This window comes from Halomonas sp. V046 (assembly GCF_052645355.1).
This window is the reverse complement of record NZ_JBQXYF010000005.1, coordinates 87593-112257: the sequence shown is the minus strand read 5'-3', so window position 1 is coordinate 112257 and position 24665 is coordinate 87593. Positions and strand designations below refer to the sequence as shown.

The 24665-nt window shown below is 64.9% G+C and carries 18 protein-coding genes; 10 read left to right on the top strand and 8 right to left on the bottom strand.

Annotated elements, in window-relative coordinates; genetic code table 11:
• The first annotated feature begins 187 nt into the window (after window positions 1-187).
• The 5 genes from ACUN9Y_RS08145 (at window position 188) to ACUN9Y_RS08125 (ending at window position 6341) form a co-directional block, all read left to right on the top strand.
• On the top strand, window positions 188-1657 hold the full coding sequence (locus tag ACUN9Y_RS08145) for an NAD-dependent succinate-semialdehyde dehydrogenase (RefSeq protein ID WP_445460191.1): 1470 nt from the start codon (window positions 188-190) through the stop codon (window positions 1655-1657).
• A 208-nt stretch (window positions 1658-1865) separates the two neighbouring features.
• Window positions 1866-3275, top strand: coding sequence for an aspartate aminotransferase family protein (locus tag ACUN9Y_RS08140; protein WP_445460190.1), 1410 nt, complete (start codon window positions 1866-1868; stop codon window positions 3273-3275).
• 110 nt (window positions 3276-3385) lie between these two features.
• A complete protein-coding gene (gene eutB, locus ACUN9Y_RS08135) occupies window positions 3386-4396 on the top strand; it encodes a hydroxyectoine utilization dehydratase EutB (RefSeq protein WP_445460189.1) in 1011 nt (336 codons plus the stop codon).
• 71 nt (window positions 4397-4467) lie between these two features.
• Entirely contained in the window at window positions 4468-5430 is a 963-nt protein-coding gene (locus ACUN9Y_RS08130) for a cyclodeaminase (RefSeq protein ID WP_445460188.1), read from the top strand.
• Window positions 5431-5513: 83 nt separating this feature from the next.
• Window positions 5514-6341, top strand: coding sequence for a DUF1206 domain-containing protein (locus tag ACUN9Y_RS08125; protein WP_445460187.1), 828 nt, complete (start codon window positions 5514-5516; stop codon window positions 6339-6341).
• A gap of 79 nt (window positions 6342-6420) precedes the next feature.
• Here ACUN9Y_RS08125 and ACUN9Y_RS08120 read toward each other — a convergent pair whose 3' ends face one another.
• Complete coding sequence (locus ACUN9Y_RS08120) at window positions 6421-7320, bottom strand: DMT family transporter (protein WP_445460186.1); 900 nt, start codon at window positions 7318-7320, stop codon at window positions 6421-6423.
• A 405-nt stretch (window positions 7321-7725) separates the two neighbouring features.
• Here ACUN9Y_RS08120 and dctP point away from each other — a divergent pair, with 405 nt between their 5' ends.
• From dctP to ACUN9Y_RS08095, 5 genes are all read left to right on the top strand, one after another.
• Entirely contained in the window at window positions 7726-8886 is a 1161-nt protein-coding gene (dctP, locus tag ACUN9Y_RS08115) for a TRAP transporter substrate-binding protein DctP (protein ID WP_445460185.1), read from the top strand.
• Window positions 8887-9002: 116 nt separating this feature from the next.
• The gene (locus ACUN9Y_RS08110; RefSeq protein ID WP_445460184.1) at window positions 9003-11204 is read left to right on the top strand and encodes a TRAP transporter large permease subunit; all 2202 of its coding nucleotides are present in this window, start codon (window positions 9003-9005) and stop codon (window positions 11202-11204) included.
• 177 nt (window positions 11205-11381) lie between these two features.
• Window positions 11382-11795: a DUF4168 domain-containing protein gene (locus ACUN9Y_RS08105; RefSeq protein WP_445460183.1), complete on the top strand. Its 414-nt coding sequence runs from the start codon at window positions 11382-11384 to the stop codon at window positions 11793-11795.
• Between the two features lie 272 nt (window positions 11796-12067).
• A complete protein-coding gene (locus tag ACUN9Y_RS08100; RefSeq protein ID WP_445460182.1) occupies window positions 12068-13966 on the top strand; it encodes a DUF294 nucleotidyltransferase-like domain-containing protein in 1899 nt (632 codons plus the stop codon).
• A 4-nt stretch (window positions 13967-13970) separates the two neighbouring features.
• On the top strand, window positions 13971-14693 hold the full coding sequence (locus ACUN9Y_RS08095) for a 3'-5' exonuclease (protein ID WP_445460181.1): 723 nt from the start codon (window positions 13971-13973) through the stop codon (window positions 14691-14693).
• Window positions 14694-14701: 8 nt separating this feature from the next.
• Here the strand turns inward: ACUN9Y_RS08095 and ACUN9Y_RS08090 are convergent, their stop codons facing one another.
• The 7 genes from ACUN9Y_RS08090 to ACUN9Y_RS08060 all read right to left on the bottom strand — a co-directional run bounded on the left by ACUN9Y_RS08090 (window position 14702) and on the right by ACUN9Y_RS08060 (window position 24556).
• Window positions 14702-16306, bottom strand: coding sequence for an ArnT family glycosyltransferase (locus ACUN9Y_RS08090; protein WP_445460180.1), 1605 nt, complete (start codon window positions 16304-16306; stop codon window positions 14702-14704).
• Between the two features lie 245 nt (window positions 16307-16551).
• Window positions 16552-18222 carry a BCCT family transporter gene (locus ACUN9Y_RS08085; protein ID WP_445460179.1) on the bottom strand — a complete coding sequence of 557 codons (1671 nt, stop codon included), beginning with the start codon at window positions 18220-18222 and terminating at the stop codon, window positions 16552-16554.
• A gap of 588 nt (window positions 18223-18810) precedes the next feature.
• Window positions 18811-19680 carry a glycine betaine ABC transporter substrate-binding protein gene (locus tag ACUN9Y_RS08080; RefSeq protein ID WP_445460178.1) on the bottom strand — a complete coding sequence of 290 codons (870 nt, stop codon included), beginning with the start codon at window positions 19678-19680 and terminating at the stop codon, window positions 18811-18813.
• Between the two features lie 97 nt (window positions 19681-19777).
• Window positions 19778-20611, bottom strand: a complete 834-nt coding sequence (locus ACUN9Y_RS08075; RefSeq protein ID WP_445460381.1) for an ABC transporter permease — start codon at window positions 20609-20611, stop codon at window positions 19778-19780.
• A gap of 5 nt (window positions 20612-20616) precedes the next feature.
• Window positions 20617-21819 carry a quaternary amine ABC transporter ATP-binding protein gene (locus ACUN9Y_RS08070; protein WP_445460177.1) on the bottom strand — a complete coding sequence of 401 codons (1203 nt, stop codon included), beginning with the start codon at window positions 21817-21819 and terminating at the stop codon, window positions 20617-20619.
• 561 nt (window positions 21820-22380) lie between these two features.
• On the bottom strand, window positions 22381-23622 hold the full coding sequence (locus tag ACUN9Y_RS08065; protein WP_445460176.1) for a PQQ-dependent sugar dehydrogenase: 1242 nt from the start codon (window positions 23620-23622) through the stop codon (window positions 22381-22383).
• A 58-nt stretch (window positions 23623-23680) separates the two neighbouring features.
• Window positions 23681-24556, bottom strand: coding sequence for an AEC family transporter (locus tag ACUN9Y_RS08060; protein WP_445460175.1), 876 nt, complete (start codon window positions 24554-24556; stop codon window positions 23681-23683).
• Window positions 24557-24665 lie beyond the last annotated feature (109 nt).

The following is a 24665-nucleotide window of genomic DNA, read 5'->3' as shown; positions in this document are numbered from 1 at the left end:
TCGCCGCAGAAAAAACCGCATTTCCCTTCTTCGCCACGAAAAAAACCGCATTTCTTCGGCGTGGCTTCGAAAACTCCTGTGATGGCAACTCCCTTACCATGAGCACATCCCATGGCGCTGGCCATGGACACCAAATTTTGCCGCTTGGTCGTTGATGCCTAAGCGGCAGGTCAGTGGAGATGTCGCCATGAAACTCAACGATCCGCGCCTGTTCCGTCAGTACGCCTATGTCGGCGGCAAGTGGACCCACGGCAGTGAAGGCCGCGAAGAGGCGGTGATCGATCCCGCCACCGGTGAGGCGATTGGGCATATTCCGCTACTCGAGGCAGACCAGATCCGGGCCAGCGTGGACGTTGCCGACGAGGCCTTCGGCAACTGGCGGGCCCTGCGCGCCGACGAGCGCTGCGAGCGCCTGCTGGCCTGGTATGACCTGATCCAGCAGAACCGCGAAGACCTGGCGACCATCATGACCTTGGAGCAGGGCAAGCCGCTGCCGGATTCTCGCGGTGAAGTCGAATACGGCGCGAGCTTCGTGCGCTGGTTTGCCGAGGAAGGCAAGCGCACCTATGGCGAGACCATTCCGAGCCATATTCCCAACGCCGCCCTCGGCACGCTCAAGGAACCGGTGGGCATCGCCGTGCTGATCACGCCCTGGAACTTCCCGCTGGCGATGATCACGCGCAAGGCCGCGGCGGCGCTGGCGGCGGGGTGTCCGGTGATCGTCAAGCCGGCCAACGAGACGCCGTTCTCCGCGCTGGCCTTGGCGGAGCTGGCCGAGCGCGCCGGCATTCCGGCCGGCATCTTCAACGTGGTACTGGGCGATCCTGCCGAGACCTCGAAGATCCTGTGCGACGAGGAGCGCGTCAAGGCGGTCTCCTTTACTGGCTCCACCCGGGTCGGTCGGATTCTGCTCGAGCAGTCCGCGGCCACGGTGAAGCGCGTCTCGCTGGAGCTCGGCGGCAATGCGCCGTTCATCATCGGGCCGGACATGGATCCGCGTGAGGCGGCGCTGGCGGCGGTGGCCGCCAAGTTCCAGACCGCGGGCCAGGACTGCCTGGCGGCCAACCGCATCCTGGTGCACGAGTCGATCCACGATGCGTTCGTTCAGCACTTCGCCGAGCGCATGGCGGCATTGACCGTGGGCAATGGCATGGAAAGCGAAGTGGATCTTGGCCCCCTGATTCACCGCCGCGCGGTGGACAATGCCCTGTCCACGGTGGACGACGCCATCTCCAAGGGCGCGACCCTGGTGGCCGGCGATCAGACCGAGGCGCCCGGCGAGAACTTCTTCATGCCGGTGCTGCTGACCGGCGTGACGCAGAACATGAAGGTGTGGCGTCAGGAGTGCTTCGCTCCGGTGGCCGGGGTGACGGCCTATGCCGATGACGACGAAGTGATTGGCCTGGCCAACGACACCGAATATGGCCTGGCGGCCTATGTCTATACCCACGACATTCGCCGCATCTGGAAGCTGCTGCGGGCGCTGGAGTTCGGCATGGTCTCGGTCAATTCGGTGAAGATGACCGGGCCTCCGGTCCCCTTCGGCGGCGTCAAGCAGTCCGGGCTCGGACGCGAAGGCGGCGCCACCGGCATCGACGAGTACCTGGAAACCAAGTACTACTGCCTCGGCGCACTCGGTTCGGTGTCGGGCAGCTAGACCCACAGCGGTATGCGTTCGCGGCAAGCGGTAGGTGGCAAGCAGGGGTCGGGGCAGGGAGCCTCTTCGCGATCCCTGCTGTGGCGATGGTGCCCTGAGCGCTGCGCTATTGGCACCGCGCACCGCTTGCAGCGATCAGCGTACCGCGTTGATACGTGACTTCCCGCGCCAGATGAGCGCGGATGACCAAGGAAAAAAGGATAGCGATATGAGCACCCATCAGGAACTGATCGAACGCGACCGCAAGGTAACCTTCCACGCCTCTACCCACCTGCGTGATTTCGCCAATGGCGATGCGCCGGGTCGGGTCATCACCGGCGGCAAGGGTATCCATATCGTCGACAAGGACGGCCGCGAATTCATCGACGGTTTCGCGGGCCTGTACTGCGTCAATATCGGCTATGGACGCACCGAGGTGGCCGAGGCCATCTACCAGCAGGCGCTGGAAATGTCCTACTACCACACCTACGTGGGGCACTCTAACGAGCCGCAGATTGCGCTGTCCGAGAAGATTCTCGAGCTCGCCGGCCCCGGCATGTCCAAGGTCTACTACGGCATGTCCGGCAGCGATGCCAACGAGACCCAGCTGAAGCTGGTGCGCTATTACAACAACGTGCTGGGGCGTCCGCAGAAGAAGAAGGTCATCTCGCGCCAGCGCGGCTACCACGGTTCAGGCCTCGCCACCGGCTCCCTGACCGGGCTCAAGGCGTTCCACGACCAGTTCGACCTGCCTATGGCCGGCATCCTGCACACCGAGGCGCCGTACTACTACCACCGCGCCGCCGAGCAGGAAGGCATGAGCGAGCGTGAGTTCTCCGCCTTCTGTGCCACCAAGCTCGAGGAAATGATCCTCGCCGAGGGGCCGGACACCATCGCCGCCTTCATCGGCGAGCCGGTGCTCGGCACCGGTGGTATCGTGCCGCCGCCGGAAGGCTACTGGGAAGCCATCCAGGCCGTCCTGGCGAAGTACGACGTGCTGCTGATCGCCGATGAGGTGGTGTGTGGCTTCGGGCGTATCGGTAGCGCCTTCGGTAGCCACCACTACGCCATCAAGCCAGACCTGGTCACCGTGGCCAAGGGCCTGACCAGCGCCTACCAGCCGCTGTCTGGCGTGATCGTGGGTGACCGCGTATGGAAGGTGCTGGAGCAGGGCACCGGCGAGCTGGGGCCCATCGGCCACGGCTGGACCTATTCCGGGCATGCCCTGGGCTGCGCTGCCGGCCTTGCCAACCTGGCGATCATCGAGCGCGAAGGCCTGACCCAGAACGCGGCCGAGACCGGCGCCTACCTTCAGCAGAAGATGCAGGCCACCTTCGGCGATCATCCGATCGTCGGTCAGGCGCGCGGTGTGGGCATGCTGGCGTCACTGGAGTTTTCCGTTGACCCCGAGTCGCGCAAGCACTTCGATCCGAGCCTCAAGGTCGGTGCGCGCATGTCCGCCGCGGCCCTGGACGAGAATCTGATCGCCCGTGCCATGCCCCAGGGTGACATTCTCGGCTTCGCTCCGCCCTTGACCACCACCCGCGCCGAAGTGGACGAGATCATCGCCCGGGCCGAGCGTGCGGTGAACAAGGTCACCGACCAGCTGGTGCGTGAAGGCGTGCTGCAGACCGCCTGAGTGGTGTGACGCAACGGCCTGAGAGCGGGCGCCATGGCATGCCATGGCGCCCGCTTGCGTGATACGTCCTGGGCGTCAGTCGATGGCGCTGCCGACACGAGGAGCTGACAATGAACGAGTTGCCGATGACGCCTACCCACGGTGTGACGCTGGGCGAGATCTATCGCGCCCGTCGGCGTATCGACGGCCAGGTCGCGCGTACGCCGCTGGTCAGGTCGCGGGCACTGAGCGAGCGTTTTGACGCCGAGATCTGGCTCAAGCTCGAGACCCAGCAGCCCACGGGCGCCTTCAAGCTGCGTGGCGCCACCAACATGATCGCCGCGCTGATCGAGCGCCACGGTCGCGAGGCGCTGGCCAAGGGGGTGACGACCGCCTCGACCGGCAATCATGGCCGGGCCGTGGCGTACGCCGCCGCGCAGCTCGGCGTGGCCGCGGTGATCTGCCTGTCGCGCCTGGTGCCGGACAACAAGGTCGCCGCCATCGAGGCGTTGGGAGCCACGGTGAAGCGCGTCGGCGCGAGCCAGGATGAGGCCTTCGATGAGGTCGCACGGCTGGTGGCCGAGGAGGGCATGACGCTGATTCCGCCCTTCGATGATGCGCTGATCGCCAGCGGTCAGGGCACCATTGGCCTTGAGCTACTCGAGGATCTACCGGATCTCGACCAGGTGATCGTTGGTCTCTCCGGCGGGGGGCTGCTCGGCGGGATTGGCGCGGCGCTCAAGGGCGTTCGGCCCGAGGTCAAGGTCACCGGCGTCAGCCTGTCGGCAGGTGCCGCGATGCACGAGAGCCTGATGGCGGGCCGACCCGTGGCGGTGGAGGAAGTCGAGAGCCTGGGCGATTCTCTCGGCGGCGGCATCGGCCTGGATAACCACTGCACGTTCGCGTTGGTGGGTGAGGTGATGGATGCCCATGTGCAGGTATCCGAGACGGCCATTGCCCACGCCATGGTCGACCTGCTCGAGCACGAAAAGATGCTGGTCGAAGGCGCCGCCGCTGTCGGGCTAGCCGCCCTCGCCGAGCATCGGCTGGACGTGAGCGGCCAGCGCGTGGTGTTGATCGTGTCGGGCAACGGGGTTTCCCTGGACAGCCTCGATCGGGCTCGGCGTCTGGCAGGGCGCTAGGTCGTCTCGGGGCTTGCAACAGCCCCTTGTTTTCCGCCACGGCCAGGCGCCGTGGCGACAGGAGTGTAACGATGCAGCTATTTCAACGTGATCAGATCGCCCGGGCGGTGGCCATCGATCGGCAGGCCCTCGCGGCGGTCGAGGCAGGCTTTGCGGCCCTGGGCCGGGGTCAGGTGGTGCAGCCGCCGATCCTGTCCATGGCCATCGAGGAGTCCAACGGCGAAGTCGACGTCAAGACCGCCCATATTCGTGGCAACGAGCGCTTCGCGATCAAGGTCAGCCCCGGCTTCTTCGACAACCCCAAGCTCGGCTTGCCGAGCCTTAACGGCCTGATGATGGTGTTCTCGGCCAAGACCGGCCTGGTCGATGCGGTGCTCTTCGACGAGGGTTACCTGACCATGGTGCGCACCGCCCTGGCCGGCGCCATCGCCGCCAAGCACCTGTCGCGCAACGACAGTCGGCGGGTGGCGGTACTCGGCGCCGGCGAGCAGGCCGAGAAGCAGATCGAGGCGCTGCGCCTGGTGCGTGATATCGCCGTGGTGGATGTCTGGGCTCGGCGTCGCGATGCCGCCGAGGCCTATGCCGATACGCTGCGCCAGCGTGGCCTTGAGGTGAATGTCCATGGCAGCGTCGGCGACGCCTGCCGCAATGCCGACATCATCGTCACGACCACGCCCTCCCAGGCGCCGATCCTCAAGGCATCCGATCTGCCCGATGGCGTGCACGTCACCGCCATGGGCTCCGACAGCCCCGACAAGCGTGAGCTCGACGACAGCGTGCTGACCCGTGCCGATGCCTTCGTCTGCGATACCCGCGCCCAGAGCGAGACCAACGGCGAGCTCAAGGCATGGCATGGCGCCGAAGTGCCGTTCAAGGTTCACGAGCTTGGCGGCGTCATTGCCCGGGGCGAGCGCCTTCGCCTGTCGCCTGCGACCATCACCGTGTGTGACCTGACCGGCACCGGTGTGCAGGACACCGCCATCGCCGGTTTCGCCCTGTCGCGCCTCGGGGAAGAATCCCGGGACGAACCTTGACGCGCCGCCAGCGGGCCGGTGACTTTGCGTGAAGGCGGGGGAAGGCGGATGATATCGGCACACTTCGTAACAACGGATAGCGAATGCCATCCCCGCTTTCATCGTCCAGGGCGACGGCGCCCTGGCACCAGGCCCTGGCCGTGGTGGCCCGAGCCGGCTACCTGGCCAAGGGCATCGTCTATCTGCTGATCGGCGTGCTGGCGGCCCTCGGTGCAGCGGGGCTCGGCGGCGACAACGTCGGCACTCGCGAAGCCCTGTCGCACCTGGCGGAACAGCCATTTGGTTCGGTCATGCTGATCGTGCTCATCGCGGGGTTGTTTGCCTATGCGCTGTGGCGGTTCCTCCAGGCGCTGGTGGATGTCGAGGGGCTTGGCTGGGGCATCAAGGGGCTGGCCACCCGATTGGCCTTTCTGATCAGCGGCGGTGTCTACGCGAGCCTTGGGCTGTACGGTATCGACCTGCTGCGCCACGTGGCCGGGTCGGCGGAGACCACCCGTGACCGCACCGCGGCCTTGATGGCGCATCCCGGCGGCGAGGCCATGGTGGCGGCGCTCGGCGCGATCTTCGTTGGGGTCGGTCTGCGCCAGATGTGGCGGGTGGCCCAGCGCACCTACCTCAAGCACTGGCGTCGCGGCGATATGAGTGACACCCAGCAGGACCTGGCCTCCTGGCTGACTCGGTGGGGCCTCGGCGCCCGGGGGCTGGTGTTCGTGATGATCGGGTCCTTCCTCGGTCTTGCCGCCTGGCAAGTCGACCCCGATCAGGCCCAGGGGCTCGGTGGTGCCCTGGACGTATTGGCCGCACAGCCCTTCGGGCCCTGGCTGTTGGCCGCGGTGGCGCTAGGGCTTGCCAATTACGGGACCTACTGCCTGATCAATGCACGCTTTCGCCGGGTCAGGCCGACCTCTTGAGGCGCGGGGCGTGCCTCGGCGACCGGAGTGTCGGCTCCCGTATCCGCCGACTGGCGGCGACTGGTGTCGACGCCTCGGGCTAGCGCCGTCCGCGCACCACCAGGGCGACGCCGGCGATGGCCACTAGCATCCCCGCCAGTGACACAGGCGGCAGGCCTTCATCGAACAGCCACCAGGCTTCCAGAGCGGTGACCGGGGGCACCAGATAGAACAGGCTCGCCACCCGGGACGCCTCGCCCCGCTTGATCAGCGCCATCAGCAGCAAAATGGCGGCGATCGACAGCACCAGCACCAGCCAAGCCAGTGTCAGGACAAAGGTCGGTGTCCAGCTCACGTCGCGCTGTTCGAATACCAGGGCGCCGGCGCCGAGCAGGGCCAGGGCCCCAAGGTACTGGACCACGGTGCCACCGAGCAGTGGCATGCCGGTGCAGTAGCGCTTTTGATACAGCGTGCCCACAGAGATGCCGACCAGCGCCACTAGTACCGCGCCCAGCGCCGGCCAGCCGAATCCATCGAAGGCCAATGCACCGGGATCAAGCTTGCCGCCAAGCACCAGCCCGACACCGACCAGCCCAAGCACCAACCCGACCCATTGCCACCGGGTGAGACGCTCGCCGAGCAGGGGCCCCGCCAGGCCCGCCGTGACCAGGGGCTGTAGCCCCACCAGTAGCGACGCCAACCCGGCCGGCATGCCCAGCGCGATGGCGTAGAACACGCCACCGAGATACGCCCCGTGAACCAGGCACCCGGACACCGCAATATGGCCCCAAAGACGAGGGCCGCGGGGCCATGCCTTGCCCAGCAACATGACCAGGGGCACCAGCACGATCAGGGTCAGCACGAAGCGGATGCCGAGGAAGGTGAAGGGTTCGGCGAAGGGCAGGCCGAACTTGGCACCGATGAAGCCGGTACTCCACAGCAGCACGAACAACAATGGCATGGCCGCGAGGGCGAGAGAGCGGTGACGTTCCAATGTCATGCAGCGTTCCTGTGTGGGGGGCGGCGGGGCGGCGCGTGAACCTCGCTCCATGATCCCGAGGCGCGGGGCATTTTGCCACGCCTGGACGTCGTGCTTTGGTCGTAGGAGCGTGACCAAAGGGAGATTGGTCTGACCACGAAAAGTCCCGATACTGTGGGGCTCTGTGATGGATTGGATGTTGGTCAGACCAATATTCAGGATGGTCTGCGTTGAAACGCTACGTTGGCCGGTCATCGCCTATTCGCTAGCTTTCAGGGGGACAGGGCGGCTCGTTACACGAGTGGCCCGTTCGCCGCAGGAAGCGGCCCCGCGCGCGTGGCGGGTTAAGACGGCCAGGGAATGACAACAATAAAACCTTACCGTCCTCGCTCAGGCGAGGCATCGCGTTCAGTAGGAGTCCTCGTCATGCCACTCGATCCCACCTCACAACCCCCGACCGACGCCGGGGAAACCGTCATGGACAGCATGAAGACCCCCGACCGTCGTCGCTTTCTCAAGGCCGCCGCGGTCGGTGGCGCCGCCGCGGTAGCCGCGCCCTGGGTCGGCAACGTGCAGGCCCAGGAAGGCATCCGCATTCGCATGCAGTCTTCCTGGCAACCAGGCACCACCGGTTACCGGATTTTTGAGCAGTGGGCCGCGGGCGTCGCGGAGGCCACCGGCGGCGAGGTGAGCATCGAACCTTTTCCGGCAGGGGCGGTGGCAGGTGCCTTCGAGGTCGCCGATGCGGTGCGCAATGGCGTGCTCGATGGTCAGAACTGGTTCACCGTCTATTGGCCCGGCAAGATGCCCGCCGGCGTGTTTCTCACCGCCTACCCGATGGGCCTTTCCATGCCCCACCAGTGGGACATGATGTTCGGGGCCTATGGGGGCTTTGACATCGCCAAGGATCTGTATCGCAAGCAGGGTCAGGAACTGCTCGGCTACGTGCACCATGACTTGAACCTGATTCACTCCAAGGTCCCGCTGAGGAGTTTCGACGACTTCAATGGCGTCAAGATCCGCATGCCCGGCGGCATCGTCGCCGAGACCTTCGCCAAGATCGGCGCGCGCACCACGCTGCTCCCGGGCTCCGAGGTCTACCCGGCGCTGGAGAAGGGCACCATCGACGCCGCCGACTATACCGGCGCCGCGGTCAACTTCGAGCTGGGGTTCTGGCAGGTCACCGATTACATCATCATGGGGCCGCCGTCGACGCCCTGCCTGCATCAGGCCGTCGACCTTATGGACATCTCGGTCAACCGCCGCGTGTTCGAGCGCATGTCGACCCAGACCCAGGACCTGATGCACGACCTGGTCGCCGCCTACTCGCGCGAGCACTACGCCGCGATTCAGAAGGCCAACGCCGAGGCCTGGCCGAAGTACGCCGAGAAGGGCGTCGAGATCATCCACCTCTCCGAGGACGACGCCGATCGTTTCCGCGATGCGGCTATCCCGTTGTGGTTCGAATGGGCCAACAAGGACCCCGATGCGACCCGCCTGTTCCGCGCTCACCTGAAGACCATGCTCGACCCTGCCGTGGCGCTGATCACCGAAGAAGACATCAAGGACTTCGAGCTCAACGCCTGAACCGTCTGCCGGCCGCTGGCGCGGTCGGCGTCTATATTCTTCTGTGAACGTCGTGGCCATCGCGCCAGGCCGGCGGGATAGCCGGTGGCTGGTGCGATCGCTGGCAAGGTGTGTCAATGAATCTACAGATCGATTTTGTGCTCCCGCACTGGCTCTACTGGTCGGTGCTGATGCTGTTGCCGCTAGTGGTCATGGCCTTCGTCGAGCGCAGCTTTCGCCGTGGCGAGACCGTCAGTGGCAGCGACACCGGCGAAGTACCGAGGGACGATGTCGGCGGCGACGCAGGGTACCGGGCCCCCGGCAATGGGTTTACCGCGGTCATCGATCGCGTCTCCGGGTTCGCCGGTCGCTACGTCGCCTATTGGTCGCTGATCGCCCCCTTCGTCTTTACCTACGAGGTGGTGCTGCGTTACGCCTTCAACTCGCCGACCAACTGGGCCCACGAGTCCATGACCCTGATGTTCGGCATGCAGTACCTGCTGGCCGGGGCATACGCCCTGCGCGAAGGCGGCCATGTGCGGGTCGATATTCTCTACCAGCGGGCCAGGCCGCTGAACCGCGCCGCGCTGGATCTGGTCACTTCGATCTTCTTCTTTATCTTCACCCTGGCGCTGCTCGCTACCGGGTGGCGCTTCTTCTCCCAGTCGGTCAGCGATGTCTGGTGGTTCGGCGACAGCTACGCCAACGAGGTGTCGTTCACCGAGTGGGCGGTACAGTACTTTCCGGTCAAGTTCATGCTGTTCGTCGGTGCGCTGCTGCTGCTTGCCCAGGGCATCGCCCAGCTGATACGTGACTTCCAGAGCTATGGCCACCATCGCCAGGTCCATGAGGGCAGCCGCGCCTTCGCCTCGGTACTGGTGGGGCTGGCGCTGCTGCTCGGCGCTTATACCCTCTACGAGATCGTCAATATCTCGCTGACCGATTACGACAGCCTGGCGATGAGCGTCGAGCACAGCCTGGCGTCGGTGGGCATCGGCGCCCTGACGCTGTTGATGTTCGGCACCCTGATGGTCGTGCTGGTGGCCGGGTTGCCGCTGGCCTTCGTCACCGGTGGTCTCGGCGTGGTCTTTCTCTACCTGGTAGGCGATCAGCACATGCTCAACCTGATGCCGTCGCGCATCTTCCCGATGATGACCAACTACCAGCTATCGGCGATTCCGTTGTTCATCTTCATGGCCGCGGTGCTGGAAAAGGCGGGCATCATCGAGGAGCTGTTCGACGTCGTCTACAAGTGGATGGGGGGTCTCAAGGCGGGGCTTGCCATCGCCACCATCATCGCCTCGACGCTGCTTGCGGCCATGGTCGGGGTGATCGGGGCCGCGGTGGTGACGATGGGCCTGATCGCGCTGCCGGCGATGCTCAAGCGCAACTACAGTCCAGAGATCGCCCTGGGCTCGATCATGGCCGGCGGTACCCTCGGTATCCTGATTCCGCCGTCGATCCTCGCCATCATCTACGGCGTCATCGCCCAGCAGTCGGTGGGGGAGCTGTATCTCGGCTCCTTGATTCCGGGGCTGTTGCTGGCGGGTATGTACGCTTTCTATGTGTGGATGCGTGGCACCTTAAATCCCAAGGTAGCACCGCCGATGCCGGTCGAGGACCGCGTCTCGACCGGCGAGAAGTTGCGTCTTCTGCGCAATATGCTGGCCCCCATCGCGCTGGTGATTCTGGTGCTCGGGATCATCTTCACCGGGGTCGCGACGCCGGTGGAGGCCGCCGGCATCGGCACCTTCGGTGCCCTGTTGGTGGCGGCCCTGCATCGCCGCCTGACCTGGCCCAATCTTCACGCCGCCTGCATGACGACGCTGGTCGCCACCGCCATGGTGATGTGGATCATCTTCGGTGCCAGCATCTTCGTCGGTTTCTACATCCTGCAGGGCGGGCAGACCTTCGTGCAGGAGCTGATCGCCGGCGCCGGCCTCAGTCCCTACGCGGTGTTGGCACTGATGATGGTGCTGCTGGTGGCACTGGGCATGTTCCTCGACTGGGTCGGCATTCTGCTGCTGGCGGTGCCGATCTTCGTGCCGCTGATCCAGGGCCTGGACTTCAGCGGGGTGTTCGGACTGCCCGGCGTGGATCCCGGCGACGTGTCGCTGTGGTTCGGGGTCATCTACCTGGTCAACATGCAGATGTCGTTTCTCAGCCCGCCGTTTGGCTACGCGCTATTCTATATCAAGGGCGTGTGTCCTCCGCATATCACCATGGCCCAGATCTTCCGCTCGTCGTTCCCGTTCCTCGGCATCCAGGCGCTGGGCCTATTGCTGGTGATCCTGTTCCCGGCGCTGGTGACCTGGTTACCCAACCTGGCCTACGGGTAGAGCGGGCACGGATCCGCTCGGAGGGACGCCGACAGTCGCCAGGCGCCAGAGAGTGTCGCAAAATGGAGGCTCCCCGCTTGCATTCTGTAACATCACAGCGGGGAACCCTCAGCGAACGCCGTCGTCTCAAGGGGGCGAGCGATTGACGAAACCATTACGAATCCCTTGGAGGACTTCATGCAACGATTCACCGCACTGATCTCTGCTGCACTGCTTTCCGCCGGTCTGATGAGCGCCACCGCCCACGCCCAGAGCAGCGACACGCAAGCGGCGGCCGGCACCAGCGCCGCGCCGACGGCCGATGCCGGCGCCGGAGCCGCCGTCCAGGCGCAGGACTTCAGCGACGGTCAGCTGCAGAAGTTTGCCGATGCGTCCAAGGAAATCGCCGCGATTTCCCAGGACTTCACCAGCCAGCTGCAGGAAGCCGAGGGTCAGGAAGCCCAGCAGGAGATCCGCGTCGAAGCCAACCAGAAGATGGTCGAGGCCGTCCAGCAGAGTGGTCTGGAAGTCGATACCTTCAACGCCATCGGCCAGGCCATCCAGCAGGACCCGGACATGATGAAGCGTGTGCAAGAAATGGCGCAGTCCTAAGTCGTCTGCCCGAGTCGGCCACCGCGGGCCGCGTGCCCGCGGTGGCTGGCGGCGGTGCCACAAGCAAAACGCCCTTCGACAGCGCTGTCGAAGGGCGTTTTGCTTGTGGTGAGTGTCATCGCCTCCTCGCCAATGTCTGCGTTACGCGTTGGTTGCCATGACGGCGGTGAAACGCTACCGGTCGCAGATGCGCTTTACAGCCCAGGCCGTCGCCCCCAGACTTTGGCCAAGGGGCGCCTGCGCCCAGCGCCTGGACTCGCCAAGGAGGCTCCATGGAAGCGGAAATTCTCGAAATCAGCCAGCACCTGGGGCGTTTTCCCCCCTTCGATACGCTGTCGGAGGCGCTGCTCGATGAGGTCGCGGGCAGTGTGCAGGTCAGCTATTTCAAGGCCGGCAGCCAGATTCTCGAACTCGACGCCCTGCAGCAGGAGTTCTGTTACATCCGGAGCGGGGCGGTGGAGGTCACCCGGCGCAACGGCGAGCTCTATAACCTGCTCGGCGAGGGCGACATCTTCGGCCACTTCAGCCTGATGCGAAACCATCGCGTGCGTTTCCCGGCCAAGGCCATGGAAGACGCGCTGATCTACTTCATTCCCGAGTCGATGTTTCACCAGCTGTGCGAGGCCGACGAGCACTTCTCCGATTTCGTCGAGGTGGATCGACCGCGCATCGAGAGCTCGTTCGAGAGCAACAAGAAGAACAACGACATGATGATGACCCGGGTGCGTAAGCTCTTGACGCGCTATCCGGTGATGGTAGAGGCCCGTACCACCATCCAGCAGGCGGCGATCCAGATCGGCGAATCCCAGGCCTCGGCGGTACTGGTGCTCGACGAGCCCGAGGGCAACCCGCGCTACTCGTTCAAGGATAGCGAAGGCCGCGCCTGGCAGGTCATCGGCATTCTGACCGACAGTGACTTTCGCACCAAGGTGGTCGCCGAAGGGCTATCGCCGACGACGCCGGTCGGCGACGTCGTGCGTCACCGCCTGATCGCCATTCAGTCCGACGAGTCGGTCTATGAGGCGATGCTGTGCATGCTGCGCAACAATATCCATCACCTGCCGGTCATGCACCGTCGCTCGCCGGTGGGCATCGTGCATCTGTCGGATATCATCCGCCACGAGACCCAAAGCAGCCTGTTTCTGGTCAGCAATATCTTCCATCAACCCACCGCGGAGTGTCTGGCCAAGCTCGCGCCGGACGTCAAGGCGGCCTTCGCGCGCATGACCCACGACGGTGCCGACTCGCAGATGATTGGCAAGGCGCTGTCGACCATCGGGCGAAGCTTCACTCGTCGCCTGCTGGAGCTCGCCGAAGAAGAACTCGGCCCGCCCCCGGTGCCTTACTGTTTTATGGCGCTGGGCTCCATGGCGCGCAACGAGCAGAGCATCGTCACCGACCAGGATAACGCCCTGGTGCTGTCCGATGATGTCGATCCCGTGCTGCATGATGAGTACTTCCAGCTCCTGGCCAAGCGGGTCAGCGATGGCCTGGCGGCCTGCGGGTATACGTATTGCAAGGGCGACATCATGGCCACCAACGGCAAGTGGCGTCAGCCGCTTGGAGTGTGGAAGGGCTATTTTACCGAGTGGATCGAAAGGCCGTCGCCGGAGGGGCTGCTGCATAGCTCGATCTTCTTCGATCTGGACCCGGTGTTTGGGGAAAATGCACTGGTCGAGGAGTTGCAGGACCTGGTGGCCCACAAGGCCTCCCAACACAAGCGGTTTCTCGGTGCGATGGCGCGCAATGCCTTGAACCGGACGCCGCCGCTGGGGTTCTTTCGTACCTTCGTGATGGAGAAGGACGGCAAGCACAACAACTCGATCAACCTGAAGCGTCGCGGTACCGCGCCGATGGTCGATCTTATCCGCATCCATGCATTGGCCTGTGGCTCGCGTGCCCAGAACAGCTTCGATCGGCTCGACGATATCGATCGCACCCAGCTGCTGGCGCCGGGGGTCAGCGACAAGCTGCGCTATGCCCTGGAGCTGTTGTCGATGTCGAGAATTCGCCATCAGGTGATCGACCTGGAGCACGAGCATGAGCCCGACAACAATATCGAGCCGGAGAACGTGTCCAGCACCGAACGGCACAACTTGAAGGATGCCTTCCAGGCGTTGAGCAACGCCCAGAAGTTTCTGAAGTTTCGCTATCCCATGACGTCGAGGTAGCGCCATGCCGCTGATTCGCCCCAAGACTCGTTCGGCGCCGGACTGGCACGATTATCTGGTCTCGCGCCGGGCCGCCAGCGGCGAGCGAGCGCTGATCGATTTCTTCGCCGGCGCCGACCTGTCGCCGATCCTGCCGATCCAGGATGCACCGTTGATGGCGCTTGACCTCGAGACGACCGGGCTCGACCCGAAGCGCGACGAGATCGTCTCCATTGGCCTCGTGCCGTTCTCGCTATCGCGCATTCGAGTGCCCGAACGGCGCTACTGGGTCGTGCGTCCCCACCGTACCCTGAACGCCACATCGGTCACCTTTCACCACATCACCCACGCCGATATTCAAGGCGCGCCGCGTATCGAAGAGGTGTTGCCGGACGTCTTCGCGGCCATGGCCGGGTCACTGCTGGTGGTCCACTATCGTCACATCGAGCGTGCCTTCCTCAACGCCGCTACACGCAGCGCCTGGGGCGAGTCGGTGAGCTTCCCCGTGATCGACACCATGTCGTTGGAGGCGCGTATCCATCGCCAGTCGTGGATGGCACGCTTCAAGCGCTGGACCGGACGTCCGCCGGCCTCCATTCGCCTGCATGACAGTCGTGTGCGCTATGGTTTGCCGCACTACCACGGTCATCATGCGCTGACCGACGCACTGGCGACCGCCGAGCTGCTGCAGGCCCAGGTCGCCGGCAACTATGGCCCTGAAACCCCCATCGGCATGCTATGGAGCTAGGTTTGCGCTTAGCGCACGGCCACGGCTTGTGTCGCGAGGGGGGGCGGGCGCGACGCCGGTGCTAGTGGCGCTGCGAGCCGAGGTGGCGCCACACTCACTAGCAGGTACTCGTCGCCGCGGTACGCCTGGCGATAGAGCAGCCGTGCGTAAGGTGTCAGCGACTGGTCCTTGGGTTTTTCCACGACCACGCCAAGCGGATGAGCGCGCAGCCAGGGGCCGACCTCGGCGTCGTGGTCGAGGGAGGCGATGTTCTCGGTGAGCCGGCCGAGAAAGTGAAATTGATCGGCATACTCGCCGATGTAGGCTACCGGCACCCCTTGGGATTGGTAGGCGCCAATGCGCTGCGCCATGGGCGTGAGGTTGTAGTTGGCGTTGAGCATGGGGCCTGCCGCGACCAGCAGGGTGGTCAGGGTCAGCGGCCAGGCAAGCGTCTGCAGGCGCTTGTCAGGCTGTCTCCATGAGGCCACGGCGAGGGCAAGGGGAATCACCGCCAGCAGGCGATAGCCTGGCGCGATGTCGAGGCCATCGGCGAAGCGGAAAACAAGGTCCGGCAGCATCAGCGTGAGCAGCGCACAGGCCGCAAGAAACAGGCTCTGCGCCGTTGAACGTCTCGGTTCTAGCCGCGACAGACGCGCCGCCAGCCACAGCGCAACGAAGGGCAGAATGGGCATCAGGTAGTGCACCTGCTTGCCGCTGACCAGGCTCAGCAGGACGATCGCGGGCAGGCTGCCGATCAAGGCGAAGCGCTCCAGCGGTGATGCCTGAATCGGTCCGCGCCAGATGCGCAGAAGCGGCCAGGGAAACACCACCAGCGGCAGCAGCGGCAGGTACCAGTACCATGGGCGCGCATGGTCGAAGGCATTGCTGACGCGGCCGGCGACCTGATGCCACAGAATGGCATTGGCGTACTCTTCGCCCCCGGCCAGCGCCGCCGGCAGGGCCCAGGCCAGGCCGATCATGCCACCGAGGGTCAGCATGGCGAGGATAGCGAGCGGATAGCGGACGAGCGCCGGCGTCTCGCTGGGCTTCCAGTAGCGCACGCCCAGCGCCAGTGGCAGCCAATAGAGCAGTACCACCGGCCCCTTGGCCAGAAGGCCAAGCCCCAGGCCGAGTCCGGCGAGAGCCACCATCGTGAGCCGAGCCCTGCGCACGTAACCGACCAGGCCCAGCACGCCGACCAGCAGGCAGGTCGTCAGCAGAATGTCGAACATGCTCAAGGCCAGAAATAGCGTCCATAGCGATAGGCTGAGCAGCACCGCCGGCGCCCAGCGACCCTCACGGCGCTGGGCGGGAAAGCCGACGCGCACGATGGCGTCGAGCAGGGCGAAGCTCGTCAGACCCAACAGTGGAAGGGTCAGGCGCGATACGCCGTCTGATGGGCCAAACAGCGACCAGGCGGTATTGATCAGCCAGAACAGCAGCGGTGGCTTGTGGGCGTAGGCCTCGCCGTTGAGCATCGGCACCAGAAACTGCTGGTGCTGCCACATCTCCCAGGCAACGGACAGGTAGCGAGTCTCGTCGATGGGCATCAGCGGCAGGGTCTCGACGCGCAGCACCAGCAGGGCGGCGGCGATGGCGATCACGCCGGCAAGGGGGAGGGGGCGTTGGGTCATGGGCGTCTCTCGATGGCGAGAGGGCACCATGCCAGATCGGGCTTAGCGGGGCCTTAGCGTACACTTAGCACAGTCTTACAGCAGGTCCTGCACAGTCTTCTCAAAGATCCTGTACCGGCCTGGCGAGGGGGCGCGAGAGTTCAGCGAAGTTCGCCGCTCCCAGGAGCCAGCAACAACAACGGCGGCCCGAAGGCCGCCGTTGCGTCATCAGGCGAGCCGTGCTCGCCGGAGCGTTGCCAGCGATGTTACACCGACTTGGGCTCGCTCATCAGGCCCTTGATGACGGCATAGCACGCCACCAGCAGGACGATGGTGAAGGGCAGGCCGGTGGACACCGAGGCCGCCTGAAGCGCGGTCAAGCCGCCGCCCAGCAGCAGTGCGATAGCGATGGCCCCCTCGATGATCGCCCAGAAGATGCGCTGGGGCGTCGGCGCATCGACCTTGCCGCCGGCGGTGATCGAGTCGATGACCAGAGACCCGGAGTCCGACGAGGTCACGAAGAACACGATCACCAGCACGATACCGATGAAGGAGGTGATCGAAGCCAGAGGCAACTCGCCGAGCATGGCGAACAGCTTGAGTTCCAGAGCGGCGTCCTGCACGCCGGTGAAGCCGTCGCTGATAAACTGGTCGATGGCGGTGCCGCCGAAGGCGGTCATCCACAGCACGGAGACCAGGGTCGGCACCAGCAGCACGGCGGTGAGGAACTCACGCACGGTGCGGCCACGGCTGACGCGGGCGATGAACATGCCGACGAACGGTGACCAGGAGATCCACCAGGCCCAGTAGAAGGCGGTCCAGCCCTGGCTGAAGTTGGCGTCTTCACGGCCGAACGGGTTGGACAGCGCCGGCAGATTGGTCAGGTAGCTGCCGAGGTTCGAGAAGAAGCCGGTGGCGATGGCCAGCGTCGGACCGACGATGATCACGAAGAACAGCAGCAGGAAGGCCAGCACCATGTTGATCTGGGAGATGCGCTGAACGCCCTTGTCGACGCCGAGCAGGATCGAACACAGCGCGATGGCGGTGATACCGACGATCAGCAACACCATGGTGGTATCGGTGTTGGGCGTGCCGAATAGCTCACTCATGCCGGCCGCCGCCTGAGAGGCGCCGAGACCGAGCGAGGTCGCCAGGCCAAACAGGGTAGCGAAGACCGCCAGGATATCGATCACGTGGCCCGGCCAGCCCCAGATGCGCTCGCCCAGGATCGGATAGAACACCGAACGCATGGTCAGCGGCAGGCCCTTGTTGAACGAGAAGATCGCCAATGACAGGCCGACGATGGCATAGGCGGCCCAGGGGTGCAGGCCCCAGTGGAAAATGGTCGCGGCCATGCCCAGCGAAACGGCACCTTGCTCGTCCCCGACAGCGCCGCCGAGGGGGGCCCAGTCGGTGCGGATCCCGTTCTCGCCCATCGTGGTCCCGCCCAGGGCGGTGGAGAAGTGCGTCATCGGCTCGGACACGCCATAGAACATCAGGCCGATGCCCATGCCCGCGGCGAACAGCATGGCGAACCAGCCGGCGTAGCTATAGTCCGGCTTGGCGTTGGCGCCGCCGATGCGGACCTTGCCGAGAGGCGTGACGATAAGCGCCAGGCTCACCAGCACGAAGACATTGCCACCGAGCAGAAACACCCAGGTCAGGTTGCTGGTCAACCAGCCGCGAATGCCATTGAACAGCGGTTCGATGTCATTCTGCAGGGCTAGGGTAAGGACCACGAACACCAGAATCAGCAGCGACGAGATGGTGAACACCTTGCCGTGCAGATCGACGTCCAAGCCGAAGGTCTTGGTCACGATATTGTCCTGACCGATCACGTAATCCGTATCGATCAGGTTGCTGGGCCCGTCCGGGGCCGGCACTCCCTCAGACGCGGGCGGCGTCTTCGAGGGGTCATTGGGCTCGTTTGTTCCCATGGGCGATCTCCCTTGCGTTGGCGAGTCTTGAATGGCGTTGTCGAGCTCCCGGGCGGAACTCGCAACGGTGAAACCTTCGCTCGTGGCGCAATGCACTCGGTGCTTCGCCGGTTTTGGCATGAACCAGTCATCAGTGTGGTCGGCTTGACCGAGCTTGCCAGTTTCCGCGTCAACGCCTGACCCATAGGCGCCGGCAGGGTTGGCTGGGCGGAGGCTGACAACGCTGGAGCAATGGCGACGTGGAGCATGACCGGACGACACTGGCGATGCAGGGAGCGCGGCAGCAGAGGCCTACGACGAACGATTTTTTATTGGACAAGAATTATACACAGTTTTAGCTAACGTTCCGAGGGCTCGCGGACGCTGGAGGCGCGACACCGCCTGCGCAGTATCGCCGATGATCGCGTCCCGGGGTGGTCTCAGAGCGCTAGGAACATGATCAGAAACGTCAAAGAGGGCGCCCGCGGGCGCCCCCTCTGCAACAGGTCTTCGACTGGCCTGGGCCGGCGGCCCGAGCTTGCGTCGTCACGCCTCAGGCTGGCATTGGCCTGGGGCGCGGGCACTGAACGGTGGAGCCAGACCTTGTTCTCAGGACTCGGGGAGCCACTCGCTGACCACGTCCTGATTCTCCTCGACCCACTGCTTGGCGTTTTCGTACGGGTCGCTGTCTTCCTCCTGGTTCATCAGCATCACCTCACCCATCATTTCCGGGTTCCAGTTGAAGTTGTCCAGGATGGCGTAGGCTTCGGGCATGTCTTCTTCGAGGCCCTGGCGCACGATGGTGTGGATCTGCTCGGCACCGCCGTAGACGTTCTGCGGGTCGTCGAGATACTTGAGATCCCAGCGCGAGAACATCCAGTGCGGGGTCCAGGCGGTTACCACGACTTCTTCGTCGCGGTCCATGGCGCTGCCGAGGGCGGCGGTCATGGTGGCGCCGCTGCCGGTACGCAGGTCGAGGTCGAGATCATAGGCGTCGACCACGTTTTCCGTCAGGCGCATGAGGCCGGCGCCGGGATCGATGCCGATGATCTCGCCGTTGAAGTCGTCCTGGTACTCGTTCAGGTCGGCGATGCTGCTGGCTTCGGAATCGGCCGGAACGGCCAGGCCCAACTTGGTGCCGTCCAGGTTGACGCCGGTATCCACCACCTGGTCCTTGAGGCGCGCATAGTAATCTTCATGGGTGGTCGGCAGCCAGCCCGCCAGCAGGGCATCGGTATCACCGGTGGCGACCGACTGCCACATGGCGGCGGCAGACAGGGCGGAGGTCTCGACCTCGTAGCCGGCTTGTTCGAGCACGGCCTGCATGACGTTAGTGGACGCCACGGTGCTCGACCACTCGACGTAGGCCAGGTGCACGGTGCCCTTGTCCTGGGCTTGAGCGCCGGTGGCGGCGAAGGCACCGGCGACGGCCAGAGCCAGGCCAGTGATGCGGACACTCGGTTTCAAATGCTGTGACATGCTGCAATTCTCCTTGCGATGAACGTATTTAGCGTGCAGGAGGCGAATGTGGGATGCAAACACCTCCTTGGGACCAACGCTTGACCTGCGTTGGCAATCAGCGCTTGCGTTGCTTGCGCAGAGACTGGGTCAGGCGATCGAGCAGCATCGCCAGGATGACTACGGCGATACCGGCTTCGAAGCCGTCACCCGGGCGCAGACGCTGGATGGCGCGCCACACTTCACTACCCAGGCCGTCGGCACCGATCATGGCGGCGATCACCACCATCGACAGTGCCAGCATGATGGTCTGGTTGATGCCGGCCATCACCGTCGGCAGAGACAGCGGGAGCTGAACCTTGAACAGCTTCTGGCTGCGCGTCGCACCGTAGGCGTCGGCGGCCTCGATCAACTCGACCGGCACCTGGCGAATGCCCAGGGTGGTGAAGCGGATCGCCGGCGGCATCGAGAAGATCACCGTGGCGAAGATCGCCGAGACCGACCCGATACCGAAGAACGGGATCGCCGGAATCAGGTAGACGAAGGCCGGCATCGTCTGCATGAAGTCCAGAATCGGCATGATCAGGCGGTAGAGCCGGTCGGACAGCGCCGCGGCGATACCGACGGGCAGCGCGATGACCACCGCGACCAGAGTGGCGATCACCACCAGGGTCAGGGTCTCGATCATCGGGTCCCACAGGCCGAGGTTCCAGATCAGGGCGAGGCCCGCCACGGCGCCGATGGCCAGGCGCGGGCTCGCGATCTTCCAGCACAGTGCGGCGATGATCGCCAACAGCGCCCAGTCGGGCAGCCACATCAGGGCGTCGTTGAGGCCGTCGATGCCGGTCTGGGTCACCTTGGAGATGCCGCGGGTGACGGAGGAGTACTCGGTGGTCAACCAGGTCAGGCCGGTTTCGATCCAGTCACCGAGAGGGATGCGGGGAATGTCGATCGCCATCAGTGATCTCCTGCCTGTGCCAGTTCATCGAGGACCGCGCCCTTGACCACCACGCCGAGAAGACGGCGTTCGTCGTCGACCACGGCGATGGGGAAGCTCTTCTCGCTGAACAGGGCGAAGAGGTTGTGCAGCGGCTCGTCCGGCCCCACGGTGCGGAAGTCCTGGGTCATGGAGGACTCGATGCTGTCGTGGCCAGCCTGGATGGCGGCATTGGCGGCGTCGACCTCCAACAGGCCCTTGAGCTTGCGATCGCGACTGGTGACGTAGATCGAGTCCAGTGCGTTTTCTTTCATCTTGCGCAGTGCCGTCCGCGGGCCGTCGTCTTCGCGCGCGGTGGCGCGAACCGGTCGCATGGCGCTTTCGGCGGTCAGCACCCGCGACATGTCAACGCCTTCGACGAAGCGTTCGACGTAGTCGTCGGCGGGCTTGGTCAGGATCTCTTCGGGGGTGCCGATCTGCACCACTTCACCGTCCTTGAGCAGGATGATGCGATCGCCGATGTTGAGCGCCTCGTCGAGATCGTGGGTGATGAACACCGTGGTCTTCTTCATGCGGTGCTGCAATTCGAGCAGCTCCTGTTGCATGTCCTTGCGGATCAGCGGGTCCAGCGCCGAGAAGGCTTCGTCCATCAGCAGCACGGTGGAGTCGTTGGCCAGGGCACGGGCGAGGCCCACACGCTGCTGCATGCCGCCGGACAGCTGGTTGGGGTAGGCGTCTTCCCAGCCTCCGAGGCCCACCTGGTGCAGGGCATCACGGGCGGTCTTGGTTCGTTCCGCGCTGTCGACACCACGAATCTCCAGGCCGAACTCGGCATTCTGCTGCACGGTGCGGTGGGGAAACAGGGCGAAGTTCTGGAACACCATCGAGAAATGGCGACGGCGACATTCCAGCAGCGCCTTGTCGCCGAGCTGCGGAATGTCCTCGCCGTCGATCACGATCTCGCCCTCGGTGGGCTCGATCAGCCGGTTGAGGCAGCGGATCAGGGTCGACTTGCCGGAGCCCGACAGGCCCATGATGACCAGCAGTTCGCCCTCGTGGACGTCGAAGTCGATGTTGGAGAGGCCCAGGGTCTGGCCGGTCTTTTCCAGGATCTCGGGGCGCTTCATGCCCTCGTCGCGAAGCTTTAGCGCCTTCTTCGGCGAATCGCCGAAGACCTTGCTCAGGCCGCGAACCTTGATCTTGACGGATCGGTTCTCGCTCATGGGGAGGTTTGCCTTGATGGATGACGGAATGTGATCGTCACGCCGGCCGAACGATGAAGGTCGACGTCAGGGCAGAGCCGTGGCGTCGGCGTTCGTCTTCCGGAGCGTGGGTGTGCGCCTTGGTCGATGACGTCTTCGTGCGACCGCGTTGGTCGCCAAAGGATGACAGGTTTGACCGTTGACGCGCTGAAAGGACCAATACCCTAACGGTCTTTGAACCATCATTCAAATTCGGTATGGCCCCTGGCCGCGGAACATGGGTGGCCCCGATGAGGCGGGGCGATGCCGGCGGCGGCCACCCAGGCTCATGCCGGTTCGGCATGAGCAGCGAGTCGTGATGGGGGCGCTGGCCGCGGCAGAGCGCCGCCCGGCACCGTTATCGGCCCTCGTCTCGTCGCGAAGTGTCGCGTTCAGCAGACGCAGTGAAAGCGCTTGTCGACCGTGACATCGCGCTGCCAGCGGCCCGTTGACGACCGCGACCGGCGCGCGATTGGTGGCAGCGGGCCTCAGGCTGTCGCGGCGGGCCTCAGGCTATCGAGACGAGCGCGGCAAGTGCTGGCCTCAGTCGTTGACGGCGGGGCTCAGGCGCAGTAGACGACCAGGGTCATCATCGGTGAGCAGGTAAATGGCACCGTCGGGGCCTTGGCGCACGTCGCGCAGGCGCCCGGCCTCGCCATTGAGCACGACTTCACGCTCGACCAGGGTGTCGCCATCGAGTCTGAGGCGCACCAAGCGCTCGCCCCGCAACCCCCCGGCCAGCAAGTCGCCGTTCCAGGCAGGCAGCAGCTCGCTTTGCACCACGACCAGGCCCGACGGCGCGAAGCGGCCCTCGAAGACGTGCACCGGGTCTTGCATGCCGGGGGCCGATTCCTTGCCTATCGGCAGGTTGGTGACGTAGTCGCGGCCAAGTGTCACCTCGGGCCAGCCATAGTTCTCGCCGGGGAGGAGTCGGTTGAGCTCGTCGCCGGTACGTGGCCCGTGCTCGGTGGACCACAGGGTGCCATCGGCCGCCACGGCAAGCCCCTGCGGATTGCGATGGCCCATGGAATAGAGCGCGGGATCGGCCTCGGGGCGATCGGGAAACGCCGGCTGGCCCTCCGGGTCACTGACCGGCTCGCCGAGCTCGGTGAGGTGCAGCAGGCTGCCGGCGTGATCGCCGGGATCCTGGGCGCGGGACTTGTCGACGCCGCGGTCGCCGATGGACAGCACCAAGGTAGCGTCGGGTAGCCAGGCGATGCGGCCACCATAGTGGCGCCCGGGCCGGGAGAAGCGGTTCTGGGTGAACAGAAGCTCGGTGTCGCCCAGGTGGTTGCCGTCGAACCACACCCGCGAAAGGGCCGTGGCGTCGCCTTCTCGATCGTCATCATCCGGCGCCGGTCGTGCCCAGCTGAAATACAGCCAGTCGTGCTCGCCATCGCCGTAGTCGGGGTGCAGGGCGAGATCGAAAAGCCCGCCCTGGCCGCGGGCCGAGACCTCGGGCATGCCCTCTAGCCGCGTCACCTGGCCGTTGTCGATCAGCGCCAGGCTTCCACCGCGCTCACTGACCAGGGCCCGTCCATCGGGGAGAAAGGCCAGGGACCAGGGGAAGGCCAAGCCAGTGGCCACGACGTCCAGGCGCAACGGGTAGTGCAGGGTAGGACGCTGCTCGACGAGCGCCTCATCGGCCAGTGCCGTTGCCGGCATCATCGCCGTGGCCAGTACGGCGGCCAGGCTCAGGGCCACGGCACGGCTGGCCTGTCGGCGCGGGAAGCACGGTGATATCCGCAATGACCAGGGCAGAGATGGGGCTCGGCTGCGCGACATGGGAATGCTCCGGTGAGTCCGTGGGCGAATGGCGGTGCCTATCGCCGTCGCCTTCAGCCTACATCAGAATCGCCAGCAATATCGGCAGGTAGATCAGCGACAGCAAGGTCGAGCAGAACACCAGGCTTGCCACATAGGCCGGTTCGCGCTGGGCCTTCTGGGCGAACAGATAGTTGAAGACCGCCACCGGCATGCTCATCTGCAGTACCAGAATCGCCAGTGCCGCCGGCGGCAGAGCCAGCCAGGTCCCGATGCCCCAGGCGGTCAGCGCCGCCAGGGGAATCCGCAACAGGCTGAAGCCGATGCCCGAGCGCAGGTTCTTGACCTGGATGCTGGCCAGGGACACGCCGAGGGTGATCAGCATCAATGGCACGGTGAAGCCCGAGATCAGATCGACGCTGTTGTCGAGCCACAGGGGCAGCTCGGTGTCGGTGAGCAGCAGCGCCATGGAGATCACGATGGCGTAGACCGTCGGCGTCTTGACCAGGGACTTCAGCGGATTGCCACGCGAGGCGAGCATGGTGCCGAGGGTGAACTGGAACAGCGAGACGGTCACCATCACCGTGATGCCGAAGGCGAAGCCGGACTCGCCGAAGGCGTACAGCACCACCGGCAGGCCCATGTTGCCGGTATTCGGGTACATGGTCGGGGCCAGCAGCACGCGCCAGTCGCGGCGCAGCAGCTTGGCGAGGACGAAGGCCAGCGCTCCCATGCTGATCAGCACCAAGGCGGTGGCCAACATGGTGCGACCGAAACTCGAGGCATCGATGTCTGCACCGGAAAGGGACGCCAGTACCAGCGCCGGCGTGCCGATGTTGAACACCAGCTTGGTGACGAAGGCCACCGGGTAGTCGAGGCCCCGGCGAATCCAGGTGAAACCGAGGGTGGCACCCGCGATCACCGGCGCCATCACGGCGAAGAGTTCGGCAAACATGAGCAAGGGTTCTCCAAACAGATGAAACCGCCCTGGCCTAACCCCCAGGAGCCGTCGTTGATGAGCCATGGGCGCGCCGGCGTGGGCGCACTTCGTGACCTAGTGAAAA